The sequence below is a fragment of the Pseudoalteromonas sp. NZS11 genome, assembly GCF_015864765.1.
Lineage (GTDB): Bacteria > Pseudomonadota > Gammaproteobacteria > Enterobacterales > Alteromonadaceae > Pseudoalteromonas > Pseudoalteromonas arctica.
The window spans coordinates 724014-742134 of sequence record NZ_JADYWP010000002.1 but is presented as its reverse complement, the minus strand read 5'-3'; the positions used below and the strand labels follow the sequence as shown (position 1 = coordinate 742134).

Here is an 18121-nt window from a genome sequence, read left to right as displayed (position 1 = left end):
ACCAATTTTAAGAGGTAATGATGAGTAGTGTAATTAATCTTTTTATTGTTGATGAAGATGTTTATCCCAGAACATTGAATTTAAGTGATGAGCAAAAATACCAAGAGTTGTTAGATATAACCCAAGATGAAGCTACTAGATGGCAATCTATAGAGCTAAACATGCGTGGCTTTATTCCTGCTATTGAGTTACTTGATGCAGTGGTAGGTGGCCAAGGGTTGTTGCCAGTTTGTACATTTAACTATTTTCCTCATCAATTAATTGGCCCCGATGCTAACATAAGTGGTTCTTTTGGCTTTTTTTCAAGTGAGATGGTGCAAGACCTATTTCCTTTGCTAAAAAAGTATTTTGAGGTTGATATAGATAATAGTGAAAGTAAAGGCCTAGTAGATGATGTTGAGCATAGGGCTGGTGAGCTCGACCCGCAAGCTTATGAAATAGTTCGCGATCGCTACTTTGTTACGTTTAGAGACGCCGCTGAGCAGAATAAATCTATCGTAGTGTTAATAGAAGAGTAAAACATTCAATCGATTTTAAAAGATGCTTTAATATTTTGCTTAGACAATAACGGAGAAATAATGCCTACAAAAGAAGAGATAAATAAATTTATTACAGCACAAAAGGTGTGTAGTCATTTAGCAAAAAGCATGACAAGCAAAAGGAAGATAAAGCCAATTCCATATGCAATCGATTTCCTAGATGATAGTTATGATTTAACTTGGTACTGCGATGAATGCGTTAAAAAGTACCGCTTACCAGAAGGTGGTGTTTTTTTATACCATTTTCCGGAAGATGATGAAGAGATAACTGACTACGTTAAAAAGCTAGGTGATTTGAAAAGCCTTGAATTTCAAGTAAGTAAATTGAAAGGGTTTAAAGTGTCAGAGAATTATGACAATTCACCTTTTGCAGATTTTAGTAGGGATGAGGCTAAAAAACCGTTGCTGTTTAGTCAGACTCTATTTGATTCATTGTCGGGGCTAAATGACGAAAAAGTAGAGCATATGGTGGAGAAAGCATTAATGGTTCCATTTGGCACAGAGATTGACGTAATCGATTAATTTAATAGTAAATACCTTACAGAGGCGTTCTGATTATTTATTATGATGTGTATAAACACGACCCACTTAACACTTCAAGACGTAGCTTCGTTTACTTTAAAAAACAACCCCAGCAAGCAATTTAAAGAAAAGTGGGGTGATGACTACGTAAGTCGCGCAATGCAATTATGGCGTGGAGTTAAGGAATGTTATTTAAAAAGTGAAGTTTGTAATTTCACTGCACAAGAGCTTTTATTTGCAATGAGCTACGAATATGCAGTTGCTCCCTACAGCTCTGAAAATAATGACGCTATTGAATTTTATAGATGGTGTTTTGAAAATTTAAATGAAAAACAAGGATAGGTAATGAATAAAATAAACACGGATGTAAATTATAAAACAATGGCCGCTAATGCACGCTTAGTGATGCTTGGTGAATCTAGCCATAACCCAGCTATTTATAAATTTGAGGCTATTAAAGCACTTAGACAATTGAAAGCTTTTGGGTTTACTCACTTTGCAATCGAAATGCTACCAAGATCTATGCAGGAGAAAATAGATTTTTATCAACGTACTGGTAAAGGCTTTAATGTTATTCAGCAATATTTTAATGATAACTGGGGTTGGGGCTACGGCGTACCAAATAGTTATGGTGAACTAGTTAAAGCGGCTAGAGAGTTAGGATTAAAAATTATTGCTTTGGATTTAACTTTAGATGAAATGGATTTGATTGACGCTTCATGTAGTTACAATAATTCAGTCGCAGAAAATTGTTTTAATAGCCATACAATAAGAAATATGGTCTGGACACAAAATATTAGTAATATTTTAAATACGTCTAAGCAGAATAAAATTATTGCTTTTATGCATAGATGGCACGCTGTGAGATCTACTAATTATCAAGAAGGCCTAGACACACTGATAAAAGCGCAAGGTATTTTAAAAATTAAATTTATCGACTTTATTGGTGGGTCAGTTTGTTACTCACAAACTGATTGTGAGGGTTACTCTGATGAAAAAGAAGCGCTTAAGCAAAAGTACTTTTACCGAGAGGGCTTCCCGTTTAAATCTGCAGTGACAACTTATCAGGTTCACTTACCTGAAAATTCAGCTCATATGAAAGGGCTATAATGGTGAAAACAATAGCTACTTTCCTTTTTACTACCGTAATATGTTTTGGTGCGATGGCAGGGACTCTTTTTCCTAAACTTGATATTAATGATCCTAACTTATCCCAAGATAAAGTCATGCGCCAATGTCAAAAAAGCTTAATGCATGCGCCTCAAGAACTTGATGCTTGGTGTGAAAAAGCTTATAAAATGGGAAATTGGCAAGCTCTTGAATTGGTAGGTCTTCATACAGGTGATGGAAGCCGCTATGTTGCTGAGGCAAAAAAGCATGCCGAAGAAGGCGATCCTGATGGTATTTTAGCTTTAGCGTATGTATACAGTACTGGACGTTTTGTTACTAAAGATCTAACACAGTCTATAAACCTTTATAATCGCTACCTCACTGATAATATTAATAAAGTTAAAGAGAAAATGAGAGTGCAAAGGACTCATAAAGATCTTTATTTAATTTACACTGAGCTAGGCAACTCAGAAAAGGCTGCTGAACATAAACGCTTTTTAGATGAAAGTAATTATGACGAAATTAGAAAAGAAATATTTGAAAAGCAACTTAAGGATTCGGGTATTTCTTTAGATAATTAAGAAATTAGCATTTACTTAAACTATTTATAATTAGTACAAACCATTAAAGTTATTGCACTTTTAAAGGAGCTATAAACGCCTAAGCTAAGGCGCTATAGAAATGATATGGAACAACAAAGCCAACAAACACTAACTAACCTTGTTTACGATATATATGAAGACCCAACTTTAATAGAAGAGCATCAAGTGCTTATAAACCCTTTGTTGAGCGATTTAGTTGCCACAGCGCCAGCTGGGTTTGAGGGCATGGCAGCGATGATTAATACCCATATTTCTAATGGGTTTAAATTTAAAAATCCTAAAATACAAAAATTTGAACTTGAGTCGGGGCTTTTAAAGCTTAAAACATATTTTCAAAAAATAAACTTATAACACCCTTCATAATTACACACTCAATTTTTAATATTAATGCAGCACGTGTGCTGCATTAGTTTTTTCTCATTAAGGATGATGTATGAGCCTTATTACCACGAGTATTTTAATGCTGTTTTTGCAGCCTTTATTTGTATATTTAGCTCTTTTTAAAGAATCAGAGCAGAGTACTTCAAGCCGTTCACTAGATAATGAAGATGCTATGTATCTATTTATCGCGCCAGGTTTAGCTGTTTTTTACTCTGATAATTTTTGGCAGGCAGTACTTTATTTAGGAGGTGTATGCCTGTTAGGTTTAATGCTTGCTATTATTGTAAAGCACAAAGCTAAAAAGCGATTAACAAGGGGTGACGCTATTGGGTTTACTGTTGCCAGCTTTGTATTTTTTTGGATTATAAAATGGATTATTGGTGGGGTAGCGTATCTTTTTACCGAAAATGCATCGAATGCCACACCGGCCGACTTAGGCCAGCAAGCTTATTCATCAACTTCAGGTGATCTTTTTAACTGGGACTATTTATATTATCAGTTTTGGCCAACGTTATACTTTTTACTTTTTATGCTAGCCACATTAGCTATAAAAATAATAGAAAGCCGGTTTAATAAACATTCACTTTCAGGCTCGTTTATATTATTGAGTGCCGTTTTTGTAGGCGTATCGCCGTTGTTCGGTAATGCTTTTATTTTAGGCGTTATTGCTAACTTTTTTATATTTTTTGTTGTGTGCACGGCATGTATAGAAATTGATAAAAAGAGCGATCCTTCAGCTGGTGCTATTAGTTTTATATATGGTTTTTTGCTTGTGGGCGGTATCGCGTTTAGTAGTATTGGTAAATTAATATATACGCTATTTTATAATTAAATTACCGATTGTTTTTTGATTGAAAAACATGCAGTATTTAGTATGTTTACTTACTTTTTAGTATGAGCATGATTAGTGTAATTAAATAGCCATATACTTGAAGTAATGTATAGCTAAGGCTTGGGAGAGTATTTGCTTTGTTTTTATCGCGTTTAAAGGTTTTTTTATTGGTAATAGTGACGATTACCTTAGTTTTTTTTACTACTACACAGGCTTTTGCAGATATGTTTGGCTTTTCGAAAAAGCATAATTTTATTTTGTCAGCATCATTAAATGGTGAGCTATTAAATAACGGTCAGCCAGTTGCTAATACCGTTGTGACGCGAACGCTAACTTACGGCGATGAATATACTGATGAAGCAACAACAGACGATAATGGGCATTTTTCTTTTCCTGAAAAAACAATTAAAACATCTAAACCTTCAAACATGTTTGATAACGAATCATTGGTTCAGCATGTTTATTTAGAAAATGGGACACCTGAAGGCGTTGTTCTTTGGTATGTCACTATTTCGCTACATGAAGATAGCGATACATTAAGTGAGCTACTTAAAGGTTTAGTTTGCGATATTTCTAAAGAACCCCAAACGTACGATATACCTATTAAAGAGGCGCCAGAGCATGTTTTTACAATTTATGGCGCATGTAAAATTTAACTTTTAGCATACTCATTTAAAGGGAATTTTATGAATACTTTAACACCTACACAAGCTGTACAAATAGCCACTCTTGCTTATAAAGCAAAAAGTATTAAAAGCACAAAGCTGCTAAACAACTCTTTACATCCATCCTTACGTGGTAACTTTAACTTTGGTGTAAATCAAGACGCCGTACAAGGCATATCAGGTGGTTTTTTTTCTCACCTGTTTGGCTTGAGCACTGGGTTTGGGTTATTGGGGCATGGGCAGGGGGATTTTCAAGGTGATTCTGTAATAACTATAAGAGGTACAGCGTCTTTACGTGATGGTTTAACGGATGCTAACTTTGGTTTAAGTGGTGGTTCAAACGGCAGTATGGTGCATGCGGGTTTTAATAAAACGTTTTATTCTATGAAGCCTGCAATACAAGAATTTGTATCAGCAAATGTCCGAGATAAAATGACAGGCTGTGTACATGTGGTTGGCCATAGTTTAGGTGGAGCTTTAGCCGCATTGTCGGCAGATTGGATCAAAGCTGAATATTCTCTACCCGTAAAGCTTTATACGTTTGGCTCTCCTCGGGTTGGTTTAGAACCTTTCTCAAGGGCGACGACATCAAGACTCGATAAAATATATCGTTGTACCCACGGCGCAGATCCTGTAGCTAAAGTGCCTTTATGGCCGTTTTCGCATGCACCTTATAATGGGCAAGAAATTCGGCTTGATAACGGGCAAGGTTTAAAAGGCGCTGCTCACAAGCTTAACGGCACACCAGGTTATATTAATACAGCAAATAGTAATGATTGGAATAACTTAACAGTAAAAGCAAACCACTTTTTGAGTACTCCAGTACGCTTAAAGTTTGAAGATAGAAATCAAGCTTCATTTGGATCTCAGTGGGCTGATAAGCTAAATGCAGCTCTAATTACGTTATTAAAAGATGCAGGGTACTACAGCGCAGTTGCAGCTCAAGCTGCAATTGGAACAAGCTTAACATTCTACGACATGCTTTCTCGCACAGTTAGTCAAATCGCAAAGGCTTCGGCTTCGTTTGCGGCTCAAACATTAGGGTTACTTGGGCACATGTTAGCGTTTGTAGGTAAAGTTATTACGGGTGCTGTTGAGCTCACTTACAACTTTATAAGAAGTGTTTTTGATGACACTTTAAAAGCTTTATACCGCGCCGCGAAAGATGGCCTAAATGGTTTAGATTAAATTAAAATACTATTTAGTAAATTATACGGCTAGTTATTACCGACCGTTATGCTTTTTACTAATTCATATCCGTTTTACGATTGATAATTAAAAGTATTACTGCGTAATATTCTCCTCTTAAATAGTCGCCTGCTTATGCATCGTTAACCTGCATGCTAAGCAGCCGCGTCCTATACGTCATATATCAACGATGAGTTAATCGCATAGTAGAATTAAAGTGCTTTTAATTCTGTAAAGTAATCTGGAGCATATGCCATATTTATCTTTTACTACGTTTGAATAAACGTTAAACACTCAAACGATTAACTAATACCACTCACAAAGCAGCTAAATGTGTACAAATATAAATACGAAAGGGATTTTTATGATCACTACAAGGTTGGTTGGTGTAACTTTAACACTTATTTTATTAATACCAATGCAGGGATGTGCAGATATGTTTAGCCTTTTTAACAAGCAAGACGTTACGTTGTCGTTGTCTATTAAAGGCAGATTATTAAGCAATGGTGAGCCTCAACAAGGCGTTACAGTGACAAGAGAGCTGATTTACGGTGATACTTATATTGATGAAGCCAAAAGTGATAACAATGGTTACTTTTATTTCGATAATAAAACAATACGTAGTTCAAAGCCTTCAAACATGTTTTTTAATAGCTCTTTAATGCAAAGTATTCATATAAAAAATAAAAATGCTGATGATTCAGTATTATGGATTTTAAGTACTGTTTTTACAGAGCAACAGGACTTACTTGCTGATAAATTGATTGATTTAGAATGTGAACTTACCAAAGAACCAATAACATACGATATACCGATTAAAAACACAGGACATTTTTTTACCGTATATACTCGCTGTAAGTTATAAGTTTATGTAGTGAGATTTAATAAAGTCACCAATTTATTATTGATGACTTTATTAAATTAATTAACGTTTAAGTTGCGCTTCTTTTTGGTTTAGTAAACGAATTATAGGGTTTTGCTCTAATATTTTACTTTTTAAAATATAACCAATAATCAGTCCTGCTATAAAACCACCAATATGCGCACCATAATCAATGCCATCTGGGCCTGTTATTGCACCAAAAATGTTAAATCCTAACCAAATAGCAAAAAACCATACTGCAGAAAGCTTCTTCTGATAAATTATAAATATAAAAGTAAGACTTGCGTGTCTGAACCACATTAAATACATGCCAAATAAACCGGCTATAGCGCCACTTGCACCCACGCCTGGAATTGTAGACATTGGGCTTACAATGTAGCTTGCAAACGATGCGAGTAGTCCACAGGCTAAATACCATAACAAAAAGCGTTTATGGCCTAACACGTCTTCTAAGTTATCGCCAACGATGTATAAAAAGTACATATTGCCAACTAAATGCATTATTGAACCATGTAAAAATACGCAAGTTAATACAGTCCATAGCTCATTACCTTTGCTTAAATCTGCAGGTGTCATGGCAAAGTTATCAATGACATAGCTGAACGAGCTCGGGTTTAAAAAATAAAGTGCAAAAATCAATGTATTTAAAACAATAAGGCCGCGAGTTACCCAAGGAGTCTTTTGTGGTTTAATATTATATTCAACAGGCATTTGCGTTAAAAATTGGAACAAGTAGGTTTTCCAACTCACTTTTTGATTTAGCTCGCCTAAACTCGCTTTTATTTCAGGGCTTTTTTCAACACTTTCAAGTTCGTCTTTATCAATCCAAGTACCATCGCAGTGTCTACAAACATCAATTTCGGTATGAAAAGCTTCCAGTAAGTGAAAACGTTCTAAATTTTTTTTACAATCCGGGCAGTCAAGCTCAGAAACGCCCAATGGCTCACCAAAGTGAGTTTCAAATTTATCACCTTCTGGGCCGTCATTTATCTCGGAAATCATGCGATTTACTTCATTTTTTTCGAACCATAAGCCACCACATTCACGGCAAATATCTATTTCTTCACCCTGATAATTGGTTACTTCTAGTGGATGATCTTTACAATGTGGACAGCTTTTAGTTGGCATTTGTAAGTTCCTTTAACGAACCAACAGAAATATCATTCTGCTGTAATTCCATTTTTAATTGTTTTGCGCTATTTTTTAATGCAGGGAGTGTTTGAGTTTTAATTAAGTTTGTTATTTTTGCTAATTCGATAGAAGCCTGTTTAGCTGATATTTTTCGATCTATTGCGGCATTTATGACAAAATCAGCTCGAGAATAAAATCGACGTATTCTAGTTAAAAATTTACTCGGTGTTTCAAGCGTAGTAGGAGAAAACTGCATGGTTTTCCATATGTACTGCTCAAGTGTGGGTTTAAAAAATTCCATTTCTGATTTTGGTGGGTTCTTCGCTAAGCGTTCTGCATACTCAGCTACCGTGTTTGCGTTATCATTAACTTCGTCATAGAGCGATGTACGTAAATAGTAGTTATCTTCCATTTTGCTAAATGAATCAAACTTAAGTGCTTGCTCTAAGCCGCTTTGAGCCGCCAAATAAACACCAAAGACAGTAGAAATAACCATAAAAAATTGATTTAACCAAAAGCCAGTGCTTTTCAGTTCTTTATGATCAGCTGTTTTAAGGGCTTGCGAAAATTTTTGAGTAACTATAGGTGGTTTTTTATTGTTTTCTGGGATGTGACTAGTTGGTTCCAACAGCTCGTTCCTTGAATAATTGCTTCCTTTTTAGGCGTACAAGAATACTTAAAAATTAACCAGTTAGCAATATAGCCACTCGTATTGAATATACTTTTAATGTATTTACCTATATCTACAAGTAGTCACTTAAGTATGGCTTAGCTTAAATACTTAATAAAGAGGGTACTTAAGCTATTTTAAACTGTCTAATTAAATCATCTAGCGAAAAAGTTAAACGCGAGTTCATGGCTCAATATGCATGGCTCTATATTAATGAATAGAGAGTTTTTGTAGTACCTGAGGCTATTTTGTTAGCAAAGTAACGTATTACCAATAAACGGACTAAAAAAACCTTCTTTAATAACTCAATAATGAGGCGTAGTTAGCCTTTATATTTAAGGCGTTGTTGGCCCAACGCCTAAGAGGGGTATTTATTTTTGTTATACAAAAGTGAAGAACTTTTTATACAGGCAAAGACTATGTATTTAAAAGCACAGCGCCGCTTTTATTTTCGCCTAAATGATCATCTTTATTGTAAATTGGGCAACTTTTAAGTGATAAGCAACCACATCCTATACAACCGTCTACTTTGTCGCGCAGGCGTTGCATATGCGCAATTCGCTCATCAAGTTGCGCTTGCCAATGTTTTGAAAGTGCTGACCAGTCTTGTTTTGTTGGTGTGCGGTTGTCGGGTAGGGTAGCTAAGGTGTTTTTAATCTCATCGAGCGTAATTCCCATCGCTTGAGCTGCTTTTATTACAGCTACACGGCGTAATACATCAGGTTTATAACGTCGCTGATTACCATTATTTCGCCAGCTCTTAATTAAAAACTTAGTTTCGTAAAAGTGAAGAGTAGATACTTTTACACCACTTCTTTTTGCTACATAGCCAACGGTTAGGTTAGCTTCGGTTAATTTTTTTTGTCCTAGTGGCATTATTTTAATCCTTCAGTTGACCTCAATATAACTTGAGGTTTTAAGCTTCTACCACATTAAAAAAGGAGCTAACTAAATGCAACAAAAACTTGAGCGTAATACTGTTATTATTTATTCAAGCGCACGAAAAAACGGCAATACCACAGCCCATGTTAATAGCTTTGCCGAGCAAAATGATGTGCGCGTAATTTGTCTGGATGATTATAAAATTGCGCCGTATTGTTATGACAAAAACTATAAAAATGATGACTTTTACGCGCTATTTGAAGCACTTTTAAAGTACGACCATTGGGTGTTCGCGTCTCCTGTTTATTGGTATAACACTACGGTACAAATGAAGTCATTTATAGATAGGATCACAGATTACATGGATGACGAAACCTTGAAGCCGAAGTTACGGGCTTTACGTAATAAAGATTTTTCGTTGTTATCAAACGCATCATCGCTTGAAGCGCCTGATATTTTTGTAGAAATGTTTAAACGAACATTTAGCTATTTAGGTATGCAGTTTATTAACCACCATCATAAAAACACTCAATCGGCAGCATGATAAGCTGCCCTTTTTTCTTTGCTTCTGTTAGTTTTATAAATAGGTTAACTTATTTAAAACACAGGATTGTTTATGAAATACCTATTATTGCTTTTATTTATAAGCCCATTTTCGCAAGCGGATGAAAACCTTATTAAAGACTTTGGTTACTTTTATAGTGTCCCGGAGCATGTTCAGATAAATGACTCTACGGTATTCAAAATAGCCTTTGATGTTGGTGATGGCGCTAAAAAAGGTGAGCAGAACAATTCAATAAACTCACTTGCACGTTTTATTAATATGCATGTAGCACACGGTGTAAAGCCAGATAACATTCAATTAGCGTTAGTGGTACATGGTAGTGCTAGCGTTGATGTATTGGCTAATAGTGAATATAAAGAACGTTTTAAAGCAGATAACAAAAATCAAAGTTTAATAAAGCAATTGTTGGCCAATAACACCGTGGTTTATGTATGTGGGCAATCGGCTACGCATTATAAAGTAGCACCAGAACAACTAATTGAAGGTGTGCAAATGTCACTTTCGGCGATGACAGCACATGCCCAGCTGCAACAGCAGGGTTATACACTCAATCCATTTTAATAATTAACATGACAAAAAATATTCTCTGCTTTGGTGATTCTAATACGTGGGGTTTAAACCCTGTAACGGGAAAACGCTTTGATGAAAATACCCGTTGGACATCGTTATTAAATAAAAACTTAGGGTGTGGCTTTAACGTAATAGAGGCAGGGCAGCCTAACCGCACGTTAGTGCATAATCCACCGTTTGATGGCGTGCTTAATGGTGTTAGTTATCTAAAGCCTTATTTGGATAAGCATGAGCTCGCCTTTATTATTATTGCCCTTGGTACAAACGATCTTAAAAAACGTTTTAATTTAACACCTAGTTTAATAGCAGGTGGCTTAAATGATTTAATTAACTCAATACATATTTATTATCAGCAAGGTAGTACTTTAAAATTTCCTAAAATTATTATTGCTAGCCCACCTAAAATAAGAATCACCGAGCAGTATTCGCGTATTTACGAAGGTGCAGATATAAAAGCAACAGAGCTCTCTAGTGCATTCAAAAGCGTTGCGGCTACTCATAAATGTACTTTTATTGATTTTACTACATTTATTAATGTAACAGCCGGTGATGGGATTCACTTTGAAAGTAATCAGCATTTAACGGTAAGCGCTAAAATCACTCAGTTTATTCAAAATTCGTTCAATAATTCTTGAATCGATCTGTTTGAATTTAATGCGACTTATGCAATCATCTAATAAAGTAGTGATATAAATTAACAACTTCGAGATGCTATGAAAAAGTACCAACAAAAATCTATTATAGCCGTTTTAACCGGAGGGTTAGTTTTTGTAATTGGCTGTTTTATTTTGCTCAATTTTGCAGCGCAGCAGTTAACAGCACAAACAAAGTCAGACGCTGAATATATTCTCGGTCATGTAGAAGGTGCAATTGCAGAGAGGCGTCGAATTCTTACCCCATTAAATAAGCTTGCGTTTAAGCAGTGTGACAACACAACCCTTCTTGAGATGCGCCGCGCTTTATTTGATGCAAAATATGTAATTGATATAGGCTTTTTTAAAGGTAACCAGCTAGTTTGCACTACTGGTGCAGGCTTATTAAGTAAACCAATTAACGACAAACAGCCTGACTTTATTCGAGATGGTGAGAAGGTCAGGGTTCGTTTTGAGCCAGAGCTTTATCTATTATTATTTAGTGAGCGCCCTATGGAGGTAATTATAGTCAGACAAGGGGATTATAATTTAATTATGCAGAGCACGCCCTTTACCAACATCGGAATTACTGCGCCAGATTGGGAAGTTATTTATAAAACACCAAATGCTTTGCATCATTTAGCAGGTAAAGAGGGGCTGTACCAGCAGGTAAAAAACAGCGTTTTCTTTCCTTACGAAACTAACTCAGTTTGCAGTTCTACAAGTAGTCAATATTGTGTAGTAGTGCACTTGCCTTGGAGTCTGTTTTTTTCTAATAATCACTTATTATTAATAATTTCGTTAATTTTAACCTGTTTAGCGGGCATATCGAGTGCGTTAATAGTTGATGCGAGAATTGCTGCACGACGCTCTACTAATCAGCGTATTCGTAAAGGGCTTAAAAAGGGATCATTTTATTGGACTTACCAGCCCATTATTTGTTTGCAAAGTGGCAAGCTGATTGGTTGCGAGGTACTTGCACGTTTTGAAGATAAGTACGGTGCTTTATTTCCAGATGAGTTTATTCCGGTTATTAGAAAAAATAATTTAACCTGGACTTTTACTGAGGCAATGATTGCTACCACAATAAAAGAGTTAACCTCTATAGAGTTATTGCCAGAAGGCTTTAAAGTGTCGCTTAATATATTTCCGTGTGATGTAGAGCTGGGTAATGTGTCGTTACTGCCGCAAATTACAGAGCTTACCAACTCACGCTTTATTATTTGTTTAGAGATAACTGAAGACGAGTACCTTGATACAAGCATTGCGCATGCTCATTTTAGAACCTTAGTTGAATCGGGATTTAACTTATCATTAGATGACTTTGGTACGGGTTATTCGAATTTAAGAAACTTACAAAACTTGAGCTTTCATCAACTTAAAATTGATCGTACGTTTGTTCAAGATATAGCAACTGAGGGCTTAAAAGCCTCTATGATCCCAAATATTATGGAACTTGTGCATAAGTTTAATTATACCTGTGTGGCAGAAGGGATTGAAACCACTGAGCAAGAAGCTATTTTAAAAATGGCGGGTGTGCATTATGGACAGGGTTGGAAGTATGGTAAGCCCATGACGGCGTCTAAATTTAAAAATTATATAACTAATCAGCATTTTTAGATCTCAGCTGCCATACTAAACGTATCGTTATGAAATTTATAAATATTAGGTTTATTATGATCAAATTAACATTAAGTGCTTTTGCATTTTTATTACTTAGTGCATGTACAACACAGTACCCAAACCAACAATTAACAGGTAAGCAGTTCCCAAGCATTAGCGGCGAAAGTTTAGAGCAAAGCATGGTGACTATACCCAGCGATTTTAAAGCAGATAAAACACTACTGCTTATTGGGTACAAGCAAGATAGTCAGTTTGATATAGACCGTTGGTTAATTGGTTTAGATATGGCGGGTGTAACGCTCCCTACATACGAACTACCAACCATTGCCGGCATGGCACCACGCATGTTTAGTACATTTATAGACAGCGGTATGCGCAAAGGCATCCCTAAAGAATTATGGGGTGGGGTAATCACTATTTATAAAGATGGTGAAGCGGTACAAAAGTTTACAGGTAATCAAAGCCCAAATAACTCACGTGTGGTACTTATAAATAACAGCGGCGAAATTTTATATTTTTATGATCGAGGTTTTTCGGTTGATGCGCTAAATAAACTAAAAGCGAGTATAGAATAATTGATCCTAAAAGTTAGTTTAGGCTAATGCATATTTAAGGCTTTTTAAGTTATTAAGCCACTAATCCGATCTGTTATTTATCTTATAAAAGCAATTTTAAAAATAAAATTGATGAAGGTTTTGCATTGATTTAATTGATTTTTATCTATTTTAGGATGAGAGACGATAACTTTATTTTAATATCAAAATCCCATTGTAAGTTGTATTTGATTTAGGTAATGTAGTGTAAATGTTTCAAGGACGAAATTTATGCCCCATAAAAACTCGGTATTTGTAAAAACAACGTTTCAATCATCTTTTCATTCACACAACTACACCGCTATTTTAAGAACACTACAAGCTTTGTTTGGTGATATTAAAATGGACGAGGTTATTCCTAAAGCTGAGCAGCGCACAAATTATGATTTGTTTTTAATAGATGGTGCTAAAAGCAAATGGCAAGACCTTATTCCGACTGACCTTATTTGTTTAGCTAAACACTATAGCGTTGTCATTTTTAATGTTGATAAAGAAGATGTGTGCGAGCAAAACTTATTGCTTAACCATTTTAATGGTGTTTTTTATAAATCTGATCCACCTGAAGATATTTTTAAAGGGTTACTTCGTGTTAATACTGGCGAGCTGTGGTTTACGCGTAAAGTGATTTCAAAAGCTTTTAACGATATTTTAGCCGTGGCATCGTCGTTTAATAGCTTACACGACGACATTGAATTAAAGCAGGACGATTACGATCATTTAACAAAACGAGAAAAGTCTGTTATTCATTTAATTGCACAGGGGGCGAGTAACAATACAATCGCTGATAAACTTAACATTAGCGACCACACTGTAAAAACACATTTATACAGTGCGTTTAAAAAAACTAACTCACGCAACAGGGTGGAGCTTGCTAATTGGGCGCAGCGCTATATATCGGTTTTGCTGCCAATGGCTAAATAAGAGTAAAGCCACCAATACATTATTAAAGTTATTAAAGTAAAAAATTTATCCTCTAGATTTTTTATAAGGGTTGGGTTAGCGAAGTACTTTCAACTTACTAATCACACAACCTATAAAGGCTACAATATGTAGCCTTTATTTAATTTAGGAAGTCAGTTTATGCTGGTTTTTTAGCCCATAAGCCTTTATCAATACCTTTTGTTATGAGATCTGTGAGTGCTTTTTCTATTGCTTGGGTAACACAAATACTCATAGGTTCATTGTCGCTAAAGCCTGCTTCTGCTTCTGCTAGTCGTTTGTAGCTCACGTATCTAAAAAAGCCTGCACGCATTTCTTGGCTAAGTACTTTTTTGCTGGTGGCTACACTCAGTAGTACTTGTCCTGTACGAACATCAACAGCGCGTAAGTATATTGAAATAGCATCTTCGCGGTAAAGCTCTGATGCGCCTATACCAAAGTATTCCATACCCAAACCACCTGTTTTTACATTAGTGTCGTAGCTTATGATACCGCCCTCTAAAATGATTTTAGCGGTTGTTAGTGGAGGTAAATCAGCTTGGTTAGGATTATCGGCTTGGCCTGCACGAATAATTTTTCGCTCAGTTAAAATGTTTTGTAAACCTTCACGCTCTACCGGCGTAAACCAATCAGATTCATGTAATGCTTGTATGAGTATTGAGTTAGCACCTTGAGTAACGGCAGTCGAGAATGAGCTAACGTTAGTTTGTGGCTTATATTGACCTGTTTGATCTCTAAATGAGTACACTGATACAGGAATACTCCCGACCGGTTTAGGTAAGTTTTTCAGATCTGCGAATAATTCGGTTGGCTCTAAACTAACTGCTTTTTGTTGCGATGGTGGGATTAAGTTCCCTAGGCTCGCACAACCGCTCAATCCTATTAATATTATTGTTATTAGTAGTTTATACATTATCCAAACCTCGGTACTTCAATGATCACCACGGTGTCATCAATTATATTTGTTATTCTTACTGTAATAGAATCGGTTGTGCTGGTTATAACTTCAATTTGATAATCGCCACTCATAAATATGGAGTCTTGATTGAAAAGGCTATCTTCTATGTCCTCACCAAATGCCATATCGGTAATTTCTCTTACCATACGATTTAAATAGGTGCGCTCTAGAGTTTCTTGAAATTGTTCAGCGTAACCTTTTTCTACTACCGGTGCTTTATGCTTGTTTTGAGCTTGGGCTTTACTCAGCAGCATATTTGCATTGAGTGGGTTACCACCAAAGCTTGGGTTAATTGGGGTGTAAATTATTTCAGTTGCTGCTGCTGAAAAGCTTAATGTTGTTATTATTATAAGGGCTATATTTTTCATTTTACCATCCATCTTTAGCCATATCGGGTGTTGACACTGCCATGTTTTCGCGAGCCATTGCATCTATCACTGTATAAACAGCCTGCTCCACACGCTCATTTAAAGGCTCTAATCGTCTACCTAAGTAAGTTGCGTAAACAAGTTGGTTATTCATTATTAACGACAGCTTTGTGCCTGCTTTTGGAATGACCGTTTCTTTAATTTCAATGTTAAAACCTGCAGTTGAAGGGAGATCTCGCCAGTAATTAGAAAACTCAAAATAGAACTGATGACCAAAGCGGCTAATACTCCTATCAAGTAGTAGGCCGTCAATCTCCAACTCTTCAGCGGCATAAGATGCGGGCATTAATAACAGAGAAAACGTAAGTAATAATACTTGGTAATGGTTTTTATTATTATGCATAACTAAATGGGGAGAGTTGCTCTCCCCAACCTCAATAATTACATTTGAGTAATAGAAGTCACGTTACCGTCACCAATTTGGGTCACTGAAACAGTGCTGTTGAAACCAATTACGGCGCCTTCAACAATGTTATCGTTACCCATTTGAGTTACGCTAAACGAAACGTTTTCACCACCTACTAAAAATGCAGGTTGATCCATTCCAACTACCCAGTTACCTTCGCCAGTTTGTGAAATATCAATGCTGTGGCCATTACCTTCAACCATCATATCAACTACGTTCATTTCACCTGTTTGAGCTAGGTCAATTTGGTTCATGTTGCTATCTAAAATACCTGCAAGTGTAACCATGGCTTCGTTTTGAGAACCATTTTGCATAATATCGATATCGTTGTCGTTTGATGTTAGAGATATATCAGGGTATGAAGACTCAACAACAGCAGTGTTTTCTTGGCCAGATTGAATAACGTTAACGTCATTTTCAGACCCATTAAAGTTAACAACGTGTGCTGAATTTGATTCACCTACTTGGTTAATCATAAATTCGTTATCGGTACCTAAAACGCCCATGTAAGCATCATTTAATAAGCCAACTTGTGTAGCCGTTAATTCATTATCGTCACCAATAATATCAACAGTTGTTGAGTTGCTTAAATCAACCTGAGTTACTGTAACTTCGTTGTTTTGACCTTCGAATAAGTTTGATTCGATAGTATTTAAAGAACCTTCTTGGTCTAAATCAATTTCGTTTTCATCGCCTAATACAGCTACAAATGTTACTGCGTTAGTATTGCCTTCTTGTTCAATTGAAAGCTCATTTGCATCGCCTAAAATATCAGTGAAGGTAACAGTATTACGATCGCCGTCTTGTTCAATATCAAGCTCGTTATCGTTGCCTTGTAAAGAACTCACCTTAAAAGTATTCCAGTAACCGTTTTGCTCAAGACTCAGGCTATTCTGATCGCCCATTACAGAGGTTAATTCAGCTTCATGCCACTCACCTGTTTGTAATGAACTGATTTCGTTGCCATTACCTTTCATATCTAAGTTGTAAAACCAATGACCACCAGTGCCTTGCTCTACATCAACGATATTGTCGTCACCAACAATCATGTTGACAGCTTCATTGTTTACAAAGAAGCCTTGGCCACTTTGCAAAACATTTAGGTAATTATTATTACCAGTAACTTCGGTAATTACACCGTTGGCAACGCCATCTTGGGCATATACTTGCTCGTTGTTGTTACCAATTGTTGTTACGCCAACATAATTACCTGATTGTAATTGAGTAACTTCTGTTGTGTTCTCGTTTCCAGTAGTCGAAACCTCAATAGTATTACTATCTCCCTCTTGCATTAAAATCGCGGTGTTATTATTTTGCGATTGCGCCAATGTCATTGAATTAGCGGTGCTAAGTATAGATATTTTTGTACTAAGTTCTGAGTTTGATGCTGATTTGTTGTCGGTATCTGCATATGAGGCAAAGCTGGTACCCATTGCTATTGCAACAGCACAACTTAAAAGTGATTTATTCAACTTCATTATTTTCTCCTTGAAATATTAAAATCAAATACCCTAAATGTTATAGGTTTTAATAAGGTATTTGTTGTTTCAGCATGCCGTGCCGATATATTTTTTGTGATCCGCTTGCGTAACTTTAGAAATAGGTGAAGCGTAATATGTGACTATAAATAATTAAGTTTTAATTTGTCATAAATATTGAACTAACAAAGTTTAAGCTCAAATTCATAATCACCCATTAACTGTATTCCCCTATTTCATTTTCTTAAATCATCATTTTTTACCAAATAATTAACCTTTTATTATCATTGGATTATGTGTGTAACTGGTGGGTTTTAATATAATAGCAAGCAAAAGCAGTAAAAAAGTTTGACCCTATAATAGGTAAGGTTGTAATGGGGCAGTTCATTAAAATGACTGTGTTTAGTGTTTTTTTTATAGCCAAACTGGTCAAAATTTATGATTTTTAATTCTTTTTAACTTTTTAACTTGTCAAATATCGTATTTACTAGTTTGCTTATAACTTGCCACGTGATCCCTTGTAC

General features: G+C 35.8%; 23 protein-coding genes. 16 read left to right on the top strand and 7 right to left on the bottom strand.

Annotation, left to right across the window (positions count from 1 at the left end):
* Nucleotides 1-20: 20 nt before the first annotated feature.
* The 10 genes from I6E82_RS06945 to I6E82_RS06900 all read left to right on the top strand — a co-directional run bounded on the left by I6E82_RS06945 (nt 21) and on the right by I6E82_RS06900 (nt 6704).
* Nucleotides 21-518: a hypothetical protein gene (locus I6E82_RS06945; RefSeq protein ID WP_197117274.1), complete on the top strand. Its 498-nt coding sequence runs from the start codon at nt 21-23 to the stop codon at nt 516-518.
* A 60-nt stretch (nt 519-578) separates the two neighbouring features.
* Complete coding sequence (locus I6E82_RS06940) at nt 579-1061, top strand: hypothetical protein (protein ID WP_197117272.1); 483 nt, start codon at nt 579-581, stop codon at nt 1059-1061.
* Between the two features lie 42 nt (nt 1062-1103).
* The gene (locus I6E82_RS06935) at nt 1104-1403 is read left to right on the top strand and encodes a hypothetical protein (protein ID WP_197117270.1); all 300 of its coding nucleotides are present in this window, start codon (nt 1104-1106) and stop codon (nt 1401-1403) included.
* 3 nt (nt 1404-1406) lie between these two features.
* Nucleotides 1407-2171 (top strand): ChaN family lipoprotein, encoded by a 765-nt coding sequence (locus tag I6E82_RS06930; protein ID WP_197117268.1) that lies wholly within the window; start codon nt 1407-1409, stop codon nt 2169-2171.
* Entirely contained in the window at nt 2171-2752 is a 582-nt protein-coding gene (locus I6E82_RS06925; protein ID WP_197117266.1) for a hypothetical protein, read from the top strand. Before I6E82_RS06930 ends, I6E82_RS06925 begins: the two co-directional genes overlap by 1 nt.
* Before the next feature lie 105 nt (nt 2753-2857).
* Complete coding sequence (locus tag I6E82_RS06920; protein ID WP_197117264.1) at nt 2858-3124, top strand: hypothetical protein; 267 nt, start codon at nt 2858-2860, stop codon at nt 3122-3124.
* Nucleotides 3125-3206: 82 nt separating this feature from the next.
* Nucleotides 3207-3986 carry a hypothetical protein gene (locus tag I6E82_RS06915; RefSeq protein WP_197112981.1) on the top strand — a complete coding sequence of 260 codons (780 nt, stop codon included), beginning with the start codon at nt 3207-3209 and terminating at the stop codon, nt 3984-3986.
* A 137-nt stretch (nt 3987-4123) separates the two neighbouring features.
* Nucleotides 4124-4642, top strand: a complete 519-nt coding sequence (locus tag I6E82_RS06910; protein WP_197112983.1) for a DUF6795 domain-containing protein — start codon at nt 4124-4126, stop codon at nt 4640-4642.
* 30 nt (nt 4643-4672) lie between these two features.
* Complete coding sequence (locus I6E82_RS06905; RefSeq protein WP_101216324.1) at nt 4673-5839, top strand: lipase family protein; 1167 nt, start codon at nt 4673-4675, stop codon at nt 5837-5839.
* A 364-nt stretch (nt 5840-6203) separates the two neighbouring features.
* Nucleotides 6204-6704, top strand: coding sequence for a transthyretin-like family protein (locus tag I6E82_RS06900; RefSeq protein WP_231616880.1), 501 nt, complete (start codon nt 6204-6206; stop codon nt 6702-6704).
* Between the two features lie 60 nt (nt 6705-6764).
* On the opposite strand, the gene I6E82_RS06895 is transcribed toward I6E82_RS06900, so the two are convergent.
* The 3 genes from I6E82_RS06895 to soxR all read right to left on the bottom strand — a co-directional run bounded on the left by I6E82_RS06895 (nt 6765) and on the right by soxR (nt 9399).
* Nucleotides 6765-7850 carry a rhomboid family intramembrane serine protease gene (locus I6E82_RS06895; protein WP_197112991.1) on the bottom strand — a complete coding sequence of 362 codons (1086 nt, stop codon included), beginning with the start codon at nt 7848-7850 and terminating at the stop codon, nt 6765-6767.
* The gene (locus I6E82_RS06890; protein ID WP_197117262.1) at nt 7840-8481 is read right to left on the bottom strand and encodes a hypothetical protein; all 642 of its coding nucleotides are present in this window, start codon (nt 8479-8481) and stop codon (nt 7840-7842) included. Before I6E82_RS06890 ends, I6E82_RS06895 begins: the two co-directional genes overlap by 11 nt.
* A 459-nt stretch (nt 8482-8940) precedes the next feature.
* Nucleotides 8941-9399, bottom strand: coding sequence for a redox-sensitive transcriptional activator SoxR (soxR, locus tag I6E82_RS06885; RefSeq protein WP_024607319.1), 459 nt, complete (start codon nt 9397-9399; stop codon nt 8941-8943).
* Nucleotides 9400-9475: 76 nt separating this feature from the next.
* Between soxR and I6E82_RS06880 the strand changes: the two genes are divergently transcribed.
* From I6E82_RS06880 to I6E82_RS06855, 6 genes are all read left to right on the top strand, one after another.
* Complete coding sequence (locus I6E82_RS06880) at nt 9476-9949, top strand: flavodoxin family protein (RefSeq protein WP_197112995.1); 474 nt, start codon at nt 9476-9478, stop codon at nt 9947-9949.
* A gap of 72 nt (nt 9950-10021) precedes the next feature.
* Nucleotides 10022-10531: a DsrE family protein gene (locus I6E82_RS06875; RefSeq protein ID WP_197117260.1), complete on the top strand. Its 510-nt coding sequence runs from the start codon at nt 10022-10024 to the stop codon at nt 10529-10531.
* Nucleotides 10532-10539: 8 nt separating this feature from the next.
* Nucleotides 10540-11175, top strand: coding sequence for an SGNH/GDSL hydrolase family protein (locus tag I6E82_RS06870; RefSeq protein WP_197117258.1), 636 nt, complete (start codon nt 10540-10542; stop codon nt 11173-11175).
* A gap of 78 nt (nt 11176-11253) precedes the next feature.
* The gene (locus I6E82_RS06865) at nt 11254-12792 is read left to right on the top strand and encodes an EAL domain-containing protein (protein ID WP_197117256.1); all 1539 of its coding nucleotides are present in this window, start codon (nt 11254-11256) and stop codon (nt 12790-12792) included.
* 56 nt (nt 12793-12848) lie between these two features.
* On the top strand, nt 12849-13370 hold the full coding sequence (locus I6E82_RS06860; protein WP_169044721.1) for a hypothetical protein: 522 nt from the start codon (nt 12849-12851) through the stop codon (nt 13368-13370).
* A 249-nt stretch (nt 13371-13619) separates the two neighbouring features.
* Nucleotides 13620-14309 carry a response regulator transcription factor gene (locus tag I6E82_RS06855; RefSeq protein WP_007584415.1) on the top strand — a complete coding sequence of 230 codons (690 nt, stop codon included), beginning with the start codon at nt 13620-13622 and terminating at the stop codon, nt 14307-14309.
* A 157-nt stretch (nt 14310-14466) separates the two neighbouring features.
* Here I6E82_RS06855 and I6E82_RS06850 read toward each other — a convergent pair whose 3' ends face one another.
* The 4 genes from I6E82_RS06850 to I6E82_RS06835 are packed head-to-tail and all read right to left on the bottom strand — an operon-like array spanning nt 14467 to nt 17597.
* On the bottom strand, nt 14467-15240 hold the full coding sequence (locus I6E82_RS06850) for a CsgG/HfaB family protein (protein ID WP_101163525.1): 774 nt from the start codon (nt 15238-15240) through the stop codon (nt 14467-14469).
* Entirely contained in the window at nt 15240-15665 is a 426-nt protein-coding gene (locus I6E82_RS06845) for a curli assembly protein CsgF (RefSeq protein WP_007584408.1), read from the bottom strand. The genes I6E82_RS06850 and I6E82_RS06845 overlap by 1 nt, the downstream gene beginning before the upstream one ends.
* Nucleotides 15655-16056, bottom strand: a complete 402-nt coding sequence (locus I6E82_RS06840) for a curli production assembly/transport protein CsgE (RefSeq protein ID WP_024607313.1) — start codon at nt 16054-16056, stop codon at nt 15655-15657. Before I6E82_RS06840 ends, I6E82_RS06845 begins: the two co-directional genes overlap by 11 nt.
* 38 nt (nt 16057-16094) lie before the next feature.
* Nucleotides 16095-17597 carry a curlin gene (locus I6E82_RS06835; RefSeq protein ID WP_024607312.1) on the bottom strand — a complete coding sequence of 501 codons (1503 nt, stop codon included), beginning with the start codon at nt 17595-17597 and terminating at the stop codon, nt 16095-16097.
* Nucleotides 17598-18121: the final 524 nt, after the last annotated feature.